The organism is Nonomuraea sp. NPDC049637 (genome assembly GCF_040675235.1).
Taxonomy (GTDB): Bacteria; Actinomycetota; Actinomycetes; order Streptosporangiales; family Streptosporangiaceae; genus Nonomuraea.
On record NZ_JBFAOM010000003.1, the window covers coordinates 1 to 18135 of the forward strand.

Annotated in this window: 15 protein-coding genes and 1 pseudogene; 8 read left to right on the forward strand and 8 right to left on the reverse strand. The window is 73.6% G+C overall.

All coding sequences use genetic code 11. The annotated features are described in order from the left end of the window. A pseudogene (locus tag AB0J71_RS04755) lies at window positions 1-311 on the reverse strand (hypothetical protein); the annotation flags it as partial. Window positions 312-604: 293 nt separating this feature from the next. Here AB0J71_RS04755 and AB0J71_RS04760 point away from each other — a divergent pair. Then, a complete protein-coding gene (locus tag AB0J71_RS04760; RefSeq protein ID WP_352320609.1) occupies window positions 605-3694 on the forward strand; it encodes a BTAD domain-containing putative transcriptional regulator in 3090 nt (1029 codons plus the stop codon). A gap of 98 nt (window positions 3695-3792) precedes the next feature. Then, entirely contained in the window at window positions 3793-4950 is a 1158-nt protein-coding gene (locus tag AB0J71_RS04765; protein ID WP_364412761.1) for an FAD-dependent monooxygenase, read from the forward strand. On the opposite strand, the gene AB0J71_RS04770 is transcribed toward AB0J71_RS04765, so the two are convergent. The 3 genes from AB0J71_RS04770 to AB0J71_RS04780 all read right to left on the reverse strand — a co-directional run bounded on the left by AB0J71_RS04770 (window position 4944) and on the right by AB0J71_RS04780 (window position 7707). Further along, window positions 4944-5762: an SAM-dependent methyltransferase gene (locus AB0J71_RS04770; protein ID WP_352320612.1), complete on the reverse strand. Its 819-nt coding sequence runs from the start codon at window positions 5760-5762 to the stop codon at window positions 4944-4946. The two genes, AB0J71_RS04765 and AB0J71_RS04770, sit on opposite strands and share 7 nt — an antisense overlap. A 67-nt stretch (window positions 5763-5829) precedes the next feature. Beyond that, window positions 5830-6714, reverse strand: coding sequence for a hypothetical protein (locus tag AB0J71_RS04775; protein ID WP_364412764.1), 885 nt, complete (start codon window positions 6712-6714; stop codon window positions 5830-5832). A gap of 33 nt (window positions 6715-6747) precedes the next feature. Then, window positions 6748-7707, reverse strand: a complete 960-nt coding sequence (locus AB0J71_RS04780) for a nitronate monooxygenase (RefSeq protein ID WP_364412767.1) — start codon at window positions 7705-7707, stop codon at window positions 6748-6750. A gap of 197 nt (window positions 7708-7904) precedes the next feature. Between AB0J71_RS04780 and AB0J71_RS04785 the strand changes: the two genes are divergently transcribed. Beyond that, entirely contained in the window at window positions 7905-8090 is a 186-nt protein-coding gene (locus AB0J71_RS04785) for a hypothetical protein (protein ID WP_352320620.1), read from the forward strand. A gap of 32 nt (window positions 8091-8122) precedes the next feature. Here the strand turns inward: AB0J71_RS04785 and AB0J71_RS04790 are convergent, their stop codons facing one another. Next, a complete protein-coding gene (locus AB0J71_RS04790; RefSeq protein WP_364412770.1) occupies window positions 8123-9223 on the reverse strand; it encodes a serine hydrolase domain-containing protein in 1101 nt (366 codons plus the stop codon). A 100-nt stretch (window positions 9224-9323) separates the two neighbouring features. Between AB0J71_RS04790 and AB0J71_RS04795 the strand changes: the two genes are divergently transcribed. Next, entirely contained in the window at window positions 9324-9953 is a 630-nt protein-coding gene (locus AB0J71_RS04795; protein WP_364412773.1) for a TetR/AcrR family transcriptional regulator, read from the forward strand. On the opposite strand, the gene AB0J71_RS04800 is transcribed toward AB0J71_RS04795, so the two are convergent. Both AB0J71_RS04800 and AB0J71_RS04805 read right to left on the reverse strand, forming a co-directional pair. Beyond that, the gene (locus tag AB0J71_RS04800) at window positions 9950-10744 is read right to left on the reverse strand and encodes an N-acetylmuramoyl-L-alanine amidase (RefSeq protein ID WP_352320624.1); all 795 of its coding nucleotides are present in this window, start codon (window positions 10742-10744) and stop codon (window positions 9950-9952) included. The genes AB0J71_RS04795 and AB0J71_RS04800 overlap by 4 nt on opposite strands. A 1-nt stretch (window position 10745) precedes the next feature. Next, window positions 10746-12365: a carbamoyltransferase C-terminal domain-containing protein gene (locus tag AB0J71_RS04805; RefSeq protein WP_352320626.1), complete on the reverse strand. Its 1620-nt coding sequence runs from the start codon at window positions 12363-12365 to the stop codon at window positions 10746-10748. Window positions 12366-12588: 223 nt separating this feature from the next. Here AB0J71_RS04805 and AB0J71_RS04810 point away from each other — a divergent pair, with 223 nt between their 5' ends. The 4 genes from AB0J71_RS04810 (at window position 12589) to AB0J71_RS04825 (ending at window position 16077) form a co-directional block, all read left to right on the forward strand. Then, entirely contained in the window at window positions 12589-13098 is a 510-nt protein-coding gene (locus tag AB0J71_RS04810) for a hypothetical protein (protein ID WP_352320628.1), read from the forward strand. A 201-nt stretch (window positions 13099-13299) separates the two neighbouring features. After that, on the forward strand, window positions 13300-13932 hold the full coding sequence (locus tag AB0J71_RS04815) for a GPP34 family phosphoprotein (protein WP_364412776.1): 633 nt from the start codon (window positions 13300-13302) through the stop codon (window positions 13930-13932). Between the two features lie 55 nt (window positions 13933-13987). Continuing rightward, window positions 13988-15472, forward strand: a complete 1485-nt coding sequence (locus tag AB0J71_RS04820; RefSeq protein WP_352320632.1) for an APC family permease — start codon at window positions 13988-13990, stop codon at window positions 15470-15472. Continuing rightward, window positions 15469-16077: a GNAT family N-acetyltransferase gene (locus AB0J71_RS04825; protein ID WP_364412779.1), complete on the forward strand. Its 609-nt coding sequence runs from the start codon at window positions 15469-15471 to the stop codon at window positions 16075-16077. The genes AB0J71_RS04820 and AB0J71_RS04825 overlap by 4 nt, the downstream gene beginning before the upstream one ends. Here AB0J71_RS04825 and AB0J71_RS04830 read toward each other — a convergent pair. Then, on the reverse strand, window positions 16067-18037 hold the full coding sequence (locus AB0J71_RS04830; RefSeq protein WP_364412781.1) for a hypothetical protein: 1971 nt from the start codon (window positions 18035-18037) through the stop codon (window positions 16067-16069). The two genes, AB0J71_RS04825 and AB0J71_RS04830, sit on opposite strands and share 11 nt — an antisense overlap. Between the last annotated feature and the right edge of the window lie 98 nt (window positions 18038-18135).

Consider the following 18135-nt stretch of genomic DNA (forward strand, 5'->3'; position numbering starts at 1 on the left):
CCGATCACGGGCAGGCCCTTGTAGGTGCGGTCGTAGGCGACGTAGAACATGTCACCGGCGCCGGGAGTGACACTGCGGCGGCTGTAGGCCTCGTCGGGGCCTCTGCTGAGGTTGTCGAGCTGGCTGGAGACGGCCTTGTCGGCGACCGCCGCGGCGAGCGAGGCGGGGTCTGCCGCCGCTCGGGTGCTGCTGGAGCCTTGCTGGGCGGGGGTGGCTCCGGGAGGGGCGGCGCTCGCGGGTGACGCCTGAAGCGTCATGGTCGCGGCCGTGGCCAGGCCGGCGACCGCCGCGAGTAAGGCTTTGCGTTTCACGCTGTGGTGCTCCTTTCGGCGGGCTCCCTCCGGCCGTTGCCGCCTTTGGGCGCGCGCGGGCCGCCGAGCGGTCAGGGGTGTCCTGGGTCGCGGGGCGTGAGGGGATGTGGGGGGTGATAAAGGGTGACGGATACAGCAAGCGGACCGTTTCGCCTTGTTGCCGCCAGACGCTAAGCGCTTGTTGATGGCGCGAAAATACGTATGTTCATCGGTAGGCATACCGACATTTCTGTTACCGCTGGTCACACCCATCCACGTGCGGATAACAGCCGCGATGCTGGACAATCGGGCACGTGCAGTTCGGCATCCTGGGCCCGTTGGAGGTGCGATCGGCCGGCGGCGACCCGATCGCCGTGGGCGGCCCCCGGCCGCGTGCCCTGCTCGTCCTGCTGCTGCTGGAGGCCGGTCGTACGGTCGGCGTGGACCGGCTCATCGACGCCCAGTACGGCGAGAGCCCGCCGGCCGGCGCGGCCAACGCCGTACAGGCGCAGATCTCCCGGCTGCGCCGCAACCTGCCCGCCGACCTGATCGAGTTCCACGGCGCCGGCTACCGGCTGGCGGTCCCGCCCGAGGACGTCGACGCCCACCGCTTCGAGCGGCTGGCCCGCGAGGGCCGGCGGCTGCTCGCGGGGGGCCGGCACGCGGCCGCGGCGGCCGTCCTCAGGGAGTGCCTGGACCTGTGGCGCGGCCCGGCGCTCGCGGACGTGCGCGAGGCCGCGTACGCGCCAGGGCAGGCCGACCGGCTGGAGGAGCTGCGCCTGGCGGCCCTGGAGGACCTGTACGAGGCCGACCTGCACCTGCCCGAGGCCGAGCCCGCGGCGGGGCTGCGCGAGCTGGTCTCCGCCCACCCGCTGCGGGAACGCCCGCGCGCCCTGCTGATGCGCGCCCTGCACGCGGCCGGACGGCAGGCCGAGGCCCTGGCCGTCTACGACGAGGCGCGGCGGCTGCTCGCCGACGAGCTGGGCGCCGACCCCTCGCCCGAGCTGGCGGCGCTGCACCTGGCGATCCTGCGCGGCGAGCAGCGGCGCGCACACGCCACGCGGTCGGCGCCGCCGCCGCAGCTCACCACGTTCGTCGGCCGCGAGGAGGAGCTGGCCCGCCTGGCCGCGCTGCGCGGGGCGCGGCTGGTCACGATCACCGGCCCCGGCGGCACCGGCAAGACCCGCCTGGCCGTCGAGGCCGCCACCCGCGACCGGGAGCGGCAGGCGTGCTTCGCCGACCTGTCGCCCGCGGCCGGGGAGGGGCAGGTGCCGCTGCTGGTGCTGAACGCGCTCGGGTTGCGCGAGTCGGCGCTCAGCCCGGGCGTCGCCGGCCCGGCCGATCCCGCCGAACGCCTGGTCGCCGCCCTCGCCGAGCAGGACCTGCTGCTCATCCTGGACAACTGCGAGCACGTCGTCGCCGAGGCCGCCACGCTGGCCCGCCGCCTGCTGGCCGGCTGTCCCGGCGTGCGCGTCCTGGCCACCAGCAGGGAGCCGCTGGGCATCACCGGCGAGCACCTGGTGCCGCTCCCGCCGCTGGCCACCCCGCCCCCGGGCACGCCCGCCGGGGACGCGCTCGCCTACCCGGCGGTCAGGCTGTTCGCCGACCGGGCCGCCGCCGTACGGCCCGGGCTGGAGCTGGACCTCGACGCGACGCTGAGCATCTGCGCGGCGCTGGACGGCCTGCCGCTGGCCATCGAGCTGGCCGCGGCCCGGGTGCGCACGTTCCCCGTGGCGGAGATCGCCGCGCGGCTGGCCGAGCACGGCCGGTTCCGGCTGCTCTCGCGCGGCGACCGCACGGCCGCCGCCCGGCACCGGACGCTGCACGCGGTGGTGGAGTGGAGCTGGGACCTGCTGGACGCCGACGAGCAGGTGCTGGCCAGGCGGTTCTCGGTGTTCTCCGGCGGGGCCCGGCTGGCGGCGGTCGAGCGGGTGTGCGGCGAGGACAGCGCCGTGCTGCTGGCCGATCTGGTGGACAAGTCGCTGGTGGAGACCGCCGGCGACCGCTACCGCATGCTCGACACCGTCCGGCTGTTCTGCGCCGAGCGGCTGGCCGAGGCGGGTGAGGAGCAGCGGATGCGCGCCGCGCACGCCGCCTGGCACCTGGAGCACGCCCAGCGCGCCGAACCCCACCTCTACCGTGCCGAGCAGCTCGAATGGCTGGCCCTCCTGGGGGCCGACGACGCCGATCTCCAGGCCGCGCTGCGCTGGAGCGTCGAGCACGACCCGCCGGCCGCGCTGCGGCTGATCGCCGCCCTGGCCATGTACTGGTACCTGAGCGGGCGGCGCGGCCAGGCCGTCCAGCCCGCCCGGCGGCTGCTCGACGTGCTCGGCGCCGAACCGCCGGCGGGCCTGACCGACGAGTACGTGCTCGCCGTCCTGCACGCCGCCCCCGGCACCGGGTCGCCGCACTGGAGGCGGGCCGCCGAGCTCACGTCGGACCCGGACCGGCCGGTACGGCACCCGTTCGCCGCCGCGTTGTGGGGCATGACCGCGGGGCCGCCCGAGCGCGACGTGGAACGGCCGCGGCAGCGCGAGCTCGACGGCGACCCGTGGAGCCGGGCACTCGGCCGGCTCGGCGAAGCGCTGCTCATGCTGCTGAACGGCGGCATCGTGGCGGCCGAGCGGGAGCTGGAGATCGTGCTGGCGGAGTTCGGCGCGCTGGGCGAGCGCTGGGGGAAGGCGCAGGGGCTCGACTGGCTGGCGGTCATCGCGGGCTGGCGCGGCGAGTGGGCGCGGGCGACGGAGCTGTGGGCGCAGGCGCTCGACCTGCTCGACGAGCTCGGCGCGCTGGACGAGCTGGTGGACGTGCTGTGCCGGCGAGCCGACGCCCGGCTGCGCGCGGGCGACCTGGCCGCGGCGAGGGCCGACTGCCTGCGCGCCCGCGAGCTGGCCCGCGAGCTGGGGCGGCCCGAGCTGACGGCGGCCGTGCACGTGAGGCTGGGCGACCTGGCCAGGATCGAGGGGGATCTCGGCGAGGCCGCCGAACGGCTGCGGGACGCGCTGGCCGCCACCGCTCCGGGCTCCCCGCTGGCCGGCAGCACGGATCCGCAGGTGCTCACGGCGCTGGCCCGGCTGGCCCAGGCCAGGGGCGAGGCGGCCGAGGCCGTGGCCCGGCACCGGGAGGCGGTGGCCGTCGCGCTGCGCTCGCCGATCGACAGTGACCTGGCCGACGCCGTCGAGGGCCTGGCCGGGGCCGCCCTGCTCGACGACCCGCCGGAACGGGCGGCGCTGCTGCTCGGCGTGGGCGTCGCGTTGCGCGGGACGGCGGTCACCGGCGATCACGACGTCGCCGCGACGGCCGCCGCCGCCACGGCCGCGCTCGGCCCGGAGCGCTTCGCCGCCCTGTACGCCCGCGGCGCCGCGATGACCAGGGACGAGGCCCGCTCCACGATCCTCACCTGACAGCCCGGCCCCGGCCCCTGACAGTCGGGGACGCCCGCGCCGGGGACTGTCAGCCGGTCGTCGCCGGGTTGTCAGCGCTCCCGGCGAGGCTTGCCGGCATGAGAGACAACCTGCAGAACACCCGCGTACTCATCTCCGGCGCCAGCATCGGCGGCCCCGCGCTGGCCCACTGCCTGGCCCGCCGCGGCTGCAACGTCACCGTCGTGGAGAAGGCGCCGGCCCTGCGCGAGGGCGGCCAGGCGGTGGACTTCAAGGGCGAGACCCACCACACCGTCCTGACCCGCATGGGCATCCTGGACGACGTGCGCCGCCTCCAGACCGGCGGCACCGACCAGCACTTCGTGGACGCCGACGGCCGCACGCTCGGGGTCATGCCCGGCGAGTTCACCGGCGGCGACCTCGAGATCCGCCGCGGCGACCTGGCCCGCCTGCTGTACGAGCGCACCGCCGCCACCTGCGAGTACGTCTTCGGCGACTCCATCACCTCGCTCACCGAGGCCCCGGGCGGCGTGCACGTCACCTTCGAACGCTCGGCCCCCCGCACGTTCGACCTGGTCGTGGGCGCGGACGGCATCCACTCCAACGTCCGCAGGCTGGCCTTCGGCCCCGAGTCCGAGTGCGTGGACTTCCTCGGCCACTACTACGCGCTGGTGGAGCTGGACACCGACTTCGGCCCGCACGGCCAGATGTACAACGAGCCCGGCAGGATGGTCGCGGTCGGCGGGCCGAAGGCGCCGGCGTTCTTCGTCTTCGCCTCCGAGCGGCTCGACTACGACCGCTACGACGTCGAGCAGCAGAAGGCGATCCTGGAGCGGGCCTACGCCGGCATGGGCTGGCGCACCCCGCAGGTCCTCGACGCGGTGCGCGGCTCCAAGGACGTCTACCTCGACTCGATCAGCAGGGTGAACATCGACCGGTACGTCGCCGGCCGGGTGGCGCTGCTGGGCGACGCGGCGTACGGCAGCACGCTGGGCGGGTTCGGCAGCGGGCTGGCGCTGGTGGGGGCGTACGTGCTGGCCGAGGAACTGGCCGCGGCGGGCGGCGACCACCGCGTGGCCTTCGCCGAGTACGAGCGCCAGATGCGCCGCTACTCCAAGGTCACCAGGAGCGGCAACAACGCGGGCACGTTCCTGGCGCCCGGCTCCCCCGCCGGGATCCGGATGCGGAACTGGACCTTCAAGTTCGGCTTCCTGCTCGGCCTGATGATGAAGGTGACCGACAAGTTCGCCACCAACATCGCGCTGAAGGACTACTGAACGGGCACCCGGCCCACGCCCGCGTCGAGCCGGAGCCGGGGCGTGCCGTCCAGCAGCGGGAGGTGGTCGTCGTCGGTGAGCCGCCAGTCCTGGACGGGCACCAGGCCGGGCCCGATCAGCTCGAACCCGTCGAACAGCCGCAGCACCTCGGCGTGGCTGCGGAACGCGCCCTGGGCGGGCGAGCCGGCGGTGGCCAGGCGGAGCTGGGCGACGGCCTCGGGAGAGCTCTCGGCCATCGCGTGGGAGAGCACCAGATGGCTGCCGGGCGCCATGGGCTTCCTGAAGGCGGCCACGATGCCGGGCGGGTCCTCGTCGTCCATGACGAAGTGCAGCACGCCGGCCATGAGCACGCAGACCGGCTGGTCGAAGTCGATGAGGCCGGTGACGTGCGGGTCGGCGAGTATGTCGGCGGGCCTGCGCAGGTCGCCCTGGATGCCGGCGACGCCGGGCTGGTCGGCGAGCATCACCTGGGCGTGCAGGCGGACCATCGGGTCGTGGTCCACGTAGACCACCCGGCAGGCCGGGCTCACCTCGCGGACGGTCTCGTGGATGCTGGGCGAGGTGGGGATGCCGGTGCCGAGGTCGATGAACTGGCGCACGCCCTGGCGGGCGACGTGCCGCACGGCCTCGATCTGGAAGCGGCGGTTGGCCCTGGCGACGGCTCGGGCGTCGGGCGCGACGGCCAGCAGCCTCTCGGCGACCGCGCGATCGACGGCGACGTTGTCCTTGCCGCCGAGCAGGTAGTCGTACACCCGGGCGGAGCTCGGCACGTTCGGATCGACTCCGGGCGGAACACGTTCTAGCTCAGACATGGTGACCCATTTCCTCGCCTGCCACTGTTCGGTGGCCATACTAATCGGTAACTTACCGGAACGTGTTCTATTTGGCCGCATAGCCGCAGGGGCGGGGGGCGTCGAACTCGGGGTCGAGCTCGATCCTGCTCAGCACCGTCGCGTCGATCGGACGGCGGATCGTGCCGGCCGTGGCGCAGTCGTAGAACACGTACGCGCCGGAGTCCTGGCCGAGCACCAGCCAGCGCTGCCCCTTCGACAGGAGCTTGCCGGAGTCGTCGCGCACCTCGGCCCACTGGTTGGAGAAGCCGGTGAGCTGGAGCACGAGGTTGGCCTCGCCGCGGTCGTGCACCGCCTCGGCCCCCTGGGTCATCCAGCCGACGAGCACGAACCCCAGGCCCACCCCCACCAGCGCGCCCGTCAGCACCCGCATCGCGGCCCGCCCGGTCGGCCGCGCCCGCAACAACCGGTACGGCACCAGCAGGCAGAACAGCCCCACCACCACGACCGTGATCAGCACCGGCGTGCCGGCGACGTCGAGGATGCCGAGCAGCCCCCAGTACGCGACGCCCGACAGCGCCGCGCCCACCGCGGCGGCCAGCCACGGCTGTTCCCGCCCCCGGTCGAGGACGCGTCCGGCGGCGCCGCGGGTGATCCGGTCGAGCAGCCACCAGGCGCCCACGACCAGGCCGAGCAGCGGCAGCAGGGTCAGGAAGAGCAGCACCAGCGTCGCCACCAGGTGGCCGAAGATGCTCGCCTGGGTGAGCCCGGCCTGCTCGGGGGTGATGCCGAAGGTGTCGTAGACGCTCTCGAAGCCCAGGTAGAGCAGGGCGTAGACGGCGACGGCGATCGGCACGACGACCGTGCCGATCTTCTCCATCACCTCCAGCACGCTGCCCCTGGCGGACGCGGTCCCCGGTGCCGTGGCGACGGAGGGCGCCGGGGGCGCTGGGGGGAGCGTCTGATTTGTCATGACACAAGAGGATGCATCAGGCCAGGGTGGGCGTCATCCACCGGGCGGGGCGAAGCGGCGCAGCAGCGCGTCCGCCTCGGCGAAGCCGGCCACCACGTCGGCGGCCGTGCGCCGTTCGCGCACCATCCCGACGGCCTGGCCCGCGTAGACGCAGGCGGTGTCGAAGTCGCCGTCGCGGCGGGCGGCGGCGATCCGCGCCGCGGCCTCCTCGTCGGCCGCCAGCTCCTCCTCGTGCCCGGCCCAGCGGTCGAAGAACGGGTTGCGCAGGGCCCGGCCGCCGTACTCGGCCGGCCAGTCGAGGCGCTGGGCCACATCGAAGACGCGGCCGTAGGCGGTGTCGGTCTCGGCGGCGGCCAGCACGCGGGCCGCCGCCGTCTCCGGCAGGGCCGTCTCCGCGCAGCCCATGAACGCCGTGCCGGCCCACGCGCCCGCGGCCCCGGCCGCCAGCACGGCGGCCAGCCCGCGCGCGGTGGCGATGCCGCCCGCAGCCAGCACCGGGACGCGGACGGCGTCGAGCACGCTCTGGAGCAGCGGCAGCGTGCCGACGTCGGCCCGGCCGTGACCGCCCGCCTCGGCCCCGCGCGCCACGACCGCGTCGACGCCGGCCTGCTCGGCGGCGCGGGCCTCGTCGGTGGTGCCCGCCTGCGTGACGACCGTGATGCCGGCCTGCCGCAGCTCCTCCACGTACCGCTCGTACGGCCCGAAGCTCACCGAGACCAGCCGCGGCCGGGCCGCGAGCACGGCCTCGAACTGGGCCGGGTTGCCGGGCAGCGCCCAGGCCATGAGCCCGATCCCGTACGGCCGCCCGCTCCCGGCGGCGACGGCGGCCTCGGCCTCGATCCAGGAGGCGGGGGCGGCGGAGGACACCCCGATCACGCCGAGCGCGCCGGCCGCGGAGACGGCGGCGGCCAGCCGGCCCGCGCCCACTCCGGCCATGGGCGCGCCCACCAGGGGCACCGTCAGCCCGAACCGCTCGGTCAACCACGTCCGCACGCCGGCCTCCTTCGCACGTCGCCTGCCGCTGCCAGTCTCGCACCACGCCTCCCGCGAGCATGGCGGGAGGGCGACAACGCAGGATCCGTACGAAAGTAGAGCCGGATGACCGATGCGCCGGAGGCGGAGGCTGTGCATCCTGGTGGGGACGGGTCCGGCGCGTGGCCTGTTGTGAACCCGAGAGGAGTCGCCAGGACATGGACAGCGCTGCGAGCCGCCCGACCGTGGTCTTGGACAACGGTGTCGTCGGCCGGATCATGCTGGCCCACCGGTCGAGGAGCGATCTCGTGCTCGTGCTCGGCATGGACGGCACCCTGCTGAGCTGCGACCTCGACGGCATCGCCTGCGTGGTCGGCGGCCGGCCCCTGTGCCGCGACGGCTGAGCCGCCGCGGAGGCGGTGAGCCCCCCGCGCCCTCAGGACCGGGCGACCAGGGCGGCCAGTTCGCCGACGGCGGCGAAGTCGTTGGTGAGGCGGTTCTTGGTGAGGGCGACGGCGGTGCCGGTCGCGGTGTCGGCCCACGCGTAGCTGCCGCCCGCCCCGCCGATGCCGAACGCCGTCGCGCTCTCCTGCGGCGAGCCGCCGGGAAGCCCGATGGTGAAGCCGAGCCCCCACGTCGAGGGCATGCCGAAGACCTCGTCCGGGCCGCTGTAGGCCACCGTGGTCGCCTCGCGCAGCCGCTCCGGCGAGATCAGCCGCACGCCGTCCACCTCGCCGAGCAGGGCGGCGTACATGCGCGCGATGGCCCTGGCCGAGGTCTTGCCGCCGGCCGGGATGTCGGCGGTCAGGTAGTCGGGCCTGCTGCCGAGGGCGGCATTGGGCATCAGCTCCATCGGCCCGGCCTTGAACATCGGCAGGTCGGCCGGCAGGTCCCCGAACGCCGACGGGTCCATCGGCTCGTCCTCCAGCCGGGCCAGGCGGTGCTGCTCGGCCGGCGGCATGCCGAAGTAGAGCTCGCGGGCCACGCCCAGCGGGCCGGAGACCTCCTCCAGCAGCACCTGCGAGATGCGCTTGCCGGTGACCCTGCGGACGATCTCGCCGACGAGGAAGCCGAAGGTGTAGGCGTGGTAGCCCATCTTCGTGCCCGGCTCCCACCACAGCTCGGCGTTCTCCAGGGCGGCGACCATCTTGTCCCAGTCGCAGACGTCCTCAGGCGTGGTGTCGAGCGGCACGCCGGGCACGCCGGCCGTGTGGGTCAGCACGTGGCGGACGGTCACGCCGCCCTTGCCGTTCCTGGCGAACTCCGGCCACAGGTCGGCGACCGGGGTGTCGTAGTCGTACAGGCCGCGCTCGGCCAGCATGTGGGCGACCGTCGAGGTCGCGCCCTTGCCGATGGAGAAGTTGTAGAACGGGGTGTCGGAGGTGACCGGACGGCCGGTCTCCGGGTCGGCCACGCCCGCCACCACGTCCACGATCTGCACGCCGTCGCGGTAGACGGCCACCTGCAACCCGCGCTCGGCGCCTGACTCGACCAGCTTGTCGGCGGTCTGCTGCACCTGCTGCTGAAGGTCGCTCATGAGGTCGTCACTCCTGTTCGTTTCGGGAACTGGACGGTACAGTACTCACATCGGTACGGAACTGTCCAGTACTATGCGAACTCATGATCGAAAAGGTGGCGTGACGTTGACCGACGAGGAGGGCCGGACGGCCCGCAAGCGCAGGCAGATCCTGGACGCCGCGCGCGCGGTGTTCCTGCGCAACGGCTACGTGGGCGCGAGCATGGACGAGGTGGCCTCGATCGCCGCGGTCTCGAAACAGACCGTCTACAAGCACTTCAGCGACAAGGAACAGCTCTTCACCACGATCATCCTCGACACCACGGCGCAGATCGAGGGCCTGGCCAAGCTGATCACCGAGTCGCTGGCGGGCGACGACGACCTGGACAAGGGGCTGCGCAAGCTGGCCCACGAGTTCCTGGCCTCGATCATGCAACCCGACGTGCTGCGGCTGCGGCGGCTGATCATCGCCGAGGCCGACCGCTTCCCCGACCTCGGCCGCACCTGGTACGAGCAGGGCTTCGAACGTTCGCTGGAGAGCATGTCCACGGCCTTCGGCCGGCTGGCCGGGCACGGCCTGCGTCCCATGGACGACCCGCGGCTGGCCGCCGAGCACTTCGTCGGCCTGCTGCTGTGGATCCCGGTGAACAAGGTCATGTTCGCGGGCGGCGGCGAGCACCACACCGAGGCCGAGCTCGACCGGCTCGCCGACGCCGCGGTCGAGGTCTTCCTCCGCGCCTACGGGGCCTAGCCGGTCAGGAACTGCTTGAGCCCGGCGGCCAGGGAGCCGGCCATCTCCCCGCGGAACTCGCCGTCGGACATCTTGGCGGCGTCGCCCGGATTGGCCATGTTGCCGCACTCGATGAACACCGCCGGGCGGGTGGACAGGTTGAGCCCGCCCAGGTCGGTGCGGGTCTGCAGGCCCTGCTCGCCGACGTAGGTGGCGTACGGCATGCCGGTGCCGTCGCGGAAGGCGTTCCGGACGGCCACGCCGAGCCTTCTGGACGGCTGGATGATCGCGTCGTTGTGCCCGGGCACCAGGCCCGGCAGGATCACGTGGAAGCCGTGGCCCGCCGGCGGCGCGCCGTCGGCGTGGATGGACAGGACGGCGTCCGCCCGCGCCTTGTTGCCGATGGCCGCCCGCTCGTTGATGCAGGGGCCGACGCCGGTGTCGTCCGGCCTGGTCAGCACCACCTTGGCGCCCATGTCCTCGAGCAGCGGCTTCAGGCGGTTCGCGACGTCCCAGGTGAAGGCGTGCTCGCTGTAGCCCGCGGCGGTCTGGGTGCCGGTGGTGTTGCAGGGTTTGCGCCCGGTGATGATGTCGACCGGGCGGCTGATCTCCTTGGGATGGGAGGCGTTGCCGCCGTTGTGCCCGGGGTCGAGCACGACGACCTTCCCGGCCAGCGCGTTCCGCGTGCTCTGCGACGGCGAGGCGGACGTCACGACCACCCCCTGGGTGGTGCGCACGGGGCCGCCGCCGCAGGCCGCCGACAGCGTGGCCAGGACGGTCAGCACCACGGGGACGGCTGGGTGAACGCGCATGCTAGTCGCGGTCCCAGTTCAGGCCGGGCACCGGCGGCTCCTCGCGCTTGCGGATCAGGTACGGCGGCATGACCAGGGCGTGCAGGCTCGTCGAGAGCAGGGTGTCGATCGACTGCTCCGGCGTCTCGGTCAGCGGCTCGCCGGGGCCGTTGAGCGAGGCGTTGACCAGCACCGGGGAGCCCGTGGCCGCGTGCCACCCGGTCAGCAGGGCGTGCAGGAACGGGGTGGCCCGCTCCTCCACGGTCTGGATCCGCGCCGTGCCGTCCACGTGGGTCACGCCCGCCAGGCTCGCGCGGTGCTCGGGGCGCACGTCCACGACGCACTGCAGGAACGGGGCCGGGCGGTCGACGCCGAACAGGCGCTCGGCGTGCTCGGCCAGCACCAGCGCGGCCAGCGGGCGGAACCACTCGCGGCCCTTGACCTCGAAGTTGACGTAGTCCTGCATATCCGGCCTGGCCGGGTCGGCGAGCACGCTGCGGTTGCCGAGCGCGTTCGGGCCCGACTCGCTGCGGCCCTGGTGCAGGCCCACGACCCGGCCGCTCTCCAGCAGCGACACCGTCGCGCCGACGAGGTCCGCCGGCTGTTCGGCCACCAGGCCGTCCGGCAGGCTCCGCACCGCGGCGGCGATCTCGGTCTCGTCCGGGTCGGGGCCGAGGAAGTCGTCGGTCCAGCGGAAGCGGCTCTCGACGCCGAGGCATTCGATGAGCCCGTACAGGGCGCAGCCCACGGCGGTGCCGCCGTCGTGCGGGCTCGGCGGGATGAACACCTCGCGGAACGGCGACTCGCGGACGATCCGGCCGTTGGCCGTGGCGTTGAGCGCGGCGCCGCCGGCGTAGACCAGCCGGTCCAGGCCGGTCTGCCCGTGCAGCCAGGCGACCACCTGGGCGAGGGCGTTCTCGAAGACCCGCTGGCCGGCCGCGGCCAGGTCCGCCGCCCGGGAGAAGCGCTCGCCGCCGGGCTCGTAGACGTAGGCGTCCCGCTGGGCGAAGGTCTCGATCCACTCCTCGGGGATGAACACCTCGTGGCCGCGCACGTCGAGGTCGGGCAGGCCGTACACGTAGGCGTCGCCGAAGGGGGCCAGGCCCATGACCTTGGCCTCGTTGCCCTCGCCCTCGGGCCACAGCAGCCTGGTCAGCAAGGTGTAGAAGCAGCCGAGGCCGGCCGGCCGGGCCCAGTCGCCGTCCCAGAGCTGTTTGGCCAGGCACTCGACCGGGCCGCCGCGCTCGCAGCGGTAGAACGAGGCGACCTCCAGCATGTCGTCGCGGGTGCCCTTCGGCAGCGGGGCCGGCTCGGTGAGGTCCCTGACCCGGCTGCCCTGCGCGCCGATCACCAGGCCCGCCGCCCGGTCGAACGGCGAGGGCGGGAACGCGCTGTAGAGGTGGCTGAGATGGTGGGAGACCAGGACGAGCCGGGCGTTCTCCTTGAGGCTCAGCGTCTCGCGCAGCTCCTCCTCGTAGGCGTCCTTGTGCTCGATCTCGGTGTCGGCGGCGTATCCCTCGACCACGAGGTCCACGGGCTCCTTGAGCAGCGGCATCTCGGGCAGGTACACGTCCGGCAGGTCGCCCAGCCGGCCCCAGTGGTGCCTGCGCCGGGTGATGCGCTCCTTCTGCAGGCTGTACATGCCCGACTCGCCCACAGCGACAGCAACAGAACCATCCTGAGTACGATTTATGCCGACAACGATAGGAACATCCGTCATCTCTGGTGCCTCCTGGGCTGTGATCACCGGCACCAGTACCCGGGCCCGGGACAAGACCATCCCTCAACCGCGTAACGGACACGTCAGCCCGGAGCCGCCCGCGAACCGGGCGAACTTGTGCGCCGGGCGCGCAGTCAAACCCTGCATGACGACGAAGCACATCATCGCGGCGGCGACCCTCACGGCGGCCCTCGCGGCGGGCGTCGCGCTGGCCGGGACCGCCTCCCCCGCGCTGGCCGCCCCCGCCTTCGGCCCCCAGGGGTACGGCGGGGTCACGCTGGGCATGAGCGCCAAGGCCGCCCAGGCCACCGGGAAGATCGTCCACAAGTCCGGCCTCGACTCCCCCTCCTGCTCCGGCTGGGACCTCAAGGCCCACAGGACGGGCCGCGACACGGTCGGCCTCTTCATCTCCAAGAAGCAGGGCGTGGCGATCATCTTCGCCCCGAAGGGCGTCAAGACGCCGCAGGGCATCGGCATCGGCTCGACCAACGTCCAGCTCAAGCGCGCCTACGCGACCAAGCTGCGGACGGCCGCGAGCGGCTTCCCGTACGTCGCCGCGCCGGGCAACGCCAAGGCGCACTACTACTTCCTGCTCCGCAACGGCAAGATCTACGAGATGGGCCTGGCCCTCGACAAGCAGGACTGCGCGAACTGACGATCCGGAACCCCGGCGACCATCGGTTGACGGGCCCGGATCGGGCGGCACCGGCTTCTCCATGAAGCCGGTGTTTTTTTATTTCCCGATAAATAGGGTCTAGCCCGGAGATGCGGGTTTTTGGTAGAAATTGCCGCTGGCGGCTACACGCTGCTTCCCGAACCGGTCATCCACCAATTCCTATAGTGAGCGGGCCGATTTTTGCTTGCCGATGATTTCTTCTTCGTCTGCTGGGACGCGACGGGCTCGGGCAAGCCTCGGCTGCACGTCCCGGGCGTGGCGCTCGGCCTGGCCGGGGCGCTGCTCGCGGAGCTGGTGCTGGAGCAGCGGATCACCGTCGAGGGGGTCCGGCTGCGGGTGGTCGACCGCCGCCGGGTCCCGGACGAGCTGACCGGAAAGGTGCTGACCGAAATAGGCAATTCCCCGCAGCACACCGACGTGCGCACCTGGCTGGCCTACCTCGCACAACGCTCGGTCACCGAAGTCACCGCCCGGTTGATGGGTAATGGACTGCTCGAACGCGAAACCCCGAGGCTGCTCAAGCGTAAACAATTCCGCTATTTCTCCACCGACTTCAACCGGGCCATGTGGCCCTCCGCCCGGCTGCGGCTCGCGCTGGTGAAGTGGCAGCCGCTGCCCCCGCACGACATGGCGCTGGCGGCGCTGGCCGAGGCCTGCGACCTGACCGACGTCGTCGTCGAGGACCCGGCCGACCGGCGCGGCGCCCACCAGTACCTGACCACGGTGCTGGCCGCGATGCCCCAGCCGCTCAGCGACCTCGGCCGCCAGGTGAGCGCGGCCGTCGGCGACGCCGTCCTGACCTACCGGACGTGAGCCCCGGACCACCGGCCCGGCCACACCGCACCTGAACCCCCCAGAAAGGAACGCGATGCCCTCCGCGAGATCCGGCGCCGCGCCCGACCCGATCGCCGGCGCCCTGGCCGCCGACCGGCTCGGCGCGCCCTCGGTCGTCTACTTCGTCCTGTCGGCCGCCGCGCCGCTCACCGTCGTCGCCGGTGTGATCACCACCGGCTACGCCGTCACCGGCATCACCGGGCTGCCGATCGCGTTCCTGGTCGTGGGCGCGGTGCTGGCGGTGTTCGCGGTCGGGTACGTCGCCATGGCCCGCCACATGGCCAACGCCGGCGCGTTCTACACCTACATCAGCCGGGGGCTCGGCCGTCCGGCGGGCATCGCGGCGGCCTGGGTGGCGCTGATCGCCTACAACGCCCTCCAGGTCGGCCTGTACGGCGCCTTCGGCGCGGCCGCCACCCCGCTGCTGGAACGCTGGTTCGGCGGCGCGCCGCCCTGGTGGGCCATCTCGCTGGTCGCCTGGGCGCTGGTGGGCGTGCTCGGGCTGATGCGGGTGGACGTCAACGGGCGGCTGCTGGCCGTCCTGCTCACCGCCGAGGTGGCGGTCATCCTGCTGTTCGACCTGGCGGACCTGGTCAACCCGGCGCGGTCGGGGTTCTCGGCCGAGACGTTGTCGCCTGCGGCGCTGTTCGTGCCGGGGGTGGGGGCGCTGCTGGTCATCGCGACGCTCGGGTTCGTCGGGTTCGAGTCCTCGGTGGTGTTCTCGGAGGAGAGCCGGGATCCGCGGCGGACCGTGCCGCTGGCCACGTACGCGTCGGTGGCGATCATCGCGGGGCTGTACGCGCTGTCGTCGTGGGCGATGACGGTCGCCACGGGACCGGCCGACATCGTGGCCGCCGCCCGCCGCGACCAGGCCGAGACGATCTTCGTCATCGCGAACCAGCACCTCGGCGGCGCGGTCGTGGACATCGCCCGGGTGCTCTTCGTCACCAGCGTGTTCGCCGCCATGATCTCCTTCCACAACACCACCGCCCGGTACTTCTTCGCGCTCGGCCGCGAGCGGGTGCTGCCCGCCTTCTTCGGCCGCACCCGGCCGCGCAGCGGCGCGCCCCGGTCGGGCTCGATCGCGCAGACCGTGCTCGGGCTGGTCGTCATCGTGGTCTACGCCGTCCTGGGGCTCGACCCGCTGGTGCAGCTCTTCTTCTACGGCGGCTCGTTCGGCGGGTTCGGGGTGCTGCTGCTGGTATTCGTGACCTCGATCGCGATCGTCGCCTTCTTCGCCCGGCAGCCGAGCGGCGAGAGCCTGGCGCGGCGGTTCCTGGCCCCGGTGCCCGCCGCGCTGGCGCTGGCGGTGATGGTGTGGCTGGCGCTGGACAACTTCGCGACGCTGCTCGGGGTGCCCGAGGGCGATCCGCTGGCCTGGATCCTGCCGGTCGTGTACGCGGCGGCCGCCCTGTTCGGCGTTGGCTGGGCGCTGGTCCTGCGCGCGGGACAGCCGAGCGTGTACTCGCTGGTGGGCATGGGCGCCAAGGCCGCCGCCACGCCGGAGGCCGTCCGTTGAGGCGCGCCCAGGACGTGGCGGCGCACGACGTCCGCCGGGCGACGCCCGAGGACGCCGGCGCGGTCGCCGAGCTGATCGCGACCGCGTTCGCGCGGCTGCCCGCCGTGTCGTACCTGGTGCCCGAGCCGGCCGGGCGGCACGAGATCATGGTGGCCGACTTCCTGATCCTCGTCTCGCACGCCATCGAGCACGGCGAGGTGGACCTGCTCGACGAGGACCGCGCGGTCGCGGTCTGGCTGCGGCACACCGCCGACGCACCGCTGCCCGAGCCGCCCGACTACGACCGCCGCCTGGCCGCCGCCACCGGCAGGTGGGCCGACCGCTTCCGGGTGCTGGACGAGCTGTTCGAACGGCACCACCCGGAGCCGCCGTACCACCACCTGGCGTTCCTGGCCGTGCACCCGGACCACCAGGGCCAGGGCCTCGGATCGGCGCTGCTGCGCCGCCACCACGCCCTGCTGGACGGCGCGCCCGCCTACCTGGAGGCCAGCAGCGCCCGCAGCCGCGACCTGTACGCCAGGCACGGCTACCACGCCGAGGAGCCGTTCGCGCTGCCCGACGGCGCCCTGTTCTGGCCCATGTGGCGGCCCGGCCTCACTGGGTGACGCAGGGCCCATCGCAGACGTCGGCGACCACGCCGGTCTTGAGGAACACCGACTTCTGCAACTGGGCGGCCGGGGTCCTGCGCGGCTTCTCGTGCGGGTCCTCGCCCTGCGTGGGCGGGGTGTTGGTGAGCGGCGGCGCGGGGGCGCCGCTGTCCCACATCACCAGGGCCGAGCCGGGATGGGCCCGGCCGCGGATGCCGGGGATGCCCCAGAACGGCACGACGTCCGGGCTGCGTCCCGGGGCGAGGGCCGGGGTCAGCAGCCGGGCGCCGACGGTCCGGGCCTCGACCTCGGCGGTGACCGTGGCCACCTGGTGGTCGCCGAAGGCCACGTGCATGAGCACCCGGTGCCGGGGCGTCCCCGGGTAGGGGCGGTCGGTCAGGTGGGCGGCGTAGCCGTCGGCCTCGCCGCGGTCCCACGACATCTGCATGAGCGCCAGGACGATCTGCTGGTCCAGCTTGTCGGGGTAGGCCCGGTCGAAGGCGGCCTGGAAGGGGGCGGCGTCGGCGCTGCGGTTGAACAGGGTGCTGTAGTTCATGCCGGTCACGCCGAGCACGCCGCGCTCGATGTCCTTCGACAGCGCGACCAGCGCGCCGCCCAGGATGCCGCCCTGGCTGTTGCCGTCGTACACCAGGCCGTGGCGCAGGTCGATCAGCGGGCGGCCGCGGGCGGTGCGGAAGGCGGGGTGCGCGGCGAAGCCGTCGGGGGCGGTCATGGCGCGGCCCAGGAACATGAAGTCGAGGAACCCCTGCAACGTGCGGTCCGGGATCGTGCCGAACCGGGAGATGTCGGTGAAGACGGAGACGACGTTCGGGATGTCCTCGTCGGCCATGCCGATCCACTTGGTGGCGCAGAAGAGGAAGCCGTGCTCCTGCGCCATGGTCTTCACGTTCGACGCGCCCACCTCGGAGTGCCTGCCGAGCAGGCCGTGGCCGTACAGGGATGGCCGGGCGGGGCGGTCGAAGGCGACACGGGGGATCTCGCAGCGGAAGGGCGCCACCTGCTCGTTGCCGGGCAGGCGGGCCGGCAGGCCGTCGGGGCCGCGGTTGAGCGCCGACCCGGGCGGGCCGCCGGGCCGGTCGAGGTAGCTCGGCACCCGGAAGGTGCCCTCGACCCGGCGGGCGATCTGGGCGTCCTGCTCGGGGGTGAGGTCGGTGACCGAGGTGACCTCGAAGGCGGGCGCGCGGCCGCGCAGCGTGCGCAGGGCGTCGTCGCGCATGGCCAGCGCGGGACCGGCCAGGCCGCGCGCGCTGGCGACGGTGAAGTCCCAGGCCAGGTAGAGGCCGCGGGTGCCGACGCCGGCGCGGCGCAGCGCGGACAGCGCGGGCTGGAGGCGGCGCTGGCGGTCGTGCAGCTCGTGGTCCGGCGGCAGGGGCGGCCCGGCGACCGCGGCGAAGGCGGGGCTCGGCGGGATCGGGGCGCCGGCGGCGTCGCGAAGGTCGCGCAGGGCGACGGCGTACCGGTGGCCCTCGCTCAGGTTGCGGGCCGGGCGGACGATCAGGGCCTGGCGGCCGGCTGGCGCGTTCGCGTCGAGCTCGGCCCAGTACGGCCACCGCTCCCCGGTCACGGTGTCCAGCAGCACGACGGGCGCGTCCCGGTCCAGCGACCTGCCGATGTCGGTGATCGGCGCGGCGCCCGTCCTGGCCAGGTCGAGGCCCGGCACTCTGGCCAGCAGCATCGAGCCCGGCGAGAAGCCGTCGTTCCTGTTCCACTCGGCGGGCGCGATCGGCACGCCGGCGACCGAGACCGGCATGGATTCGGCCGCGAAGGCCACCCGGCGGCCCGTGTCGGTGCCCCGGTCGGCGACGGTGTACCAGTCGTTCGGGAACGGCAGCAGGCAGGCCGCCGGGTCGATCGGGTCGCAGCCGGACGGTTGCGGGACCGCCGAGGCCGGTGACGCCGGCGGGGCCGCGAGCGTCGCGCAGGCCAGGGCGAGGGCGGTGAGGAGACGGGGAAGCACGCGCACGGGCACCTCGGGGGCTGATCGAGGCCGGGGGTTCGGGCCATGGTGGATCGCGCCGGGGCCGCCGTCAATCGGCTTCACGGAATGCCGCCCAG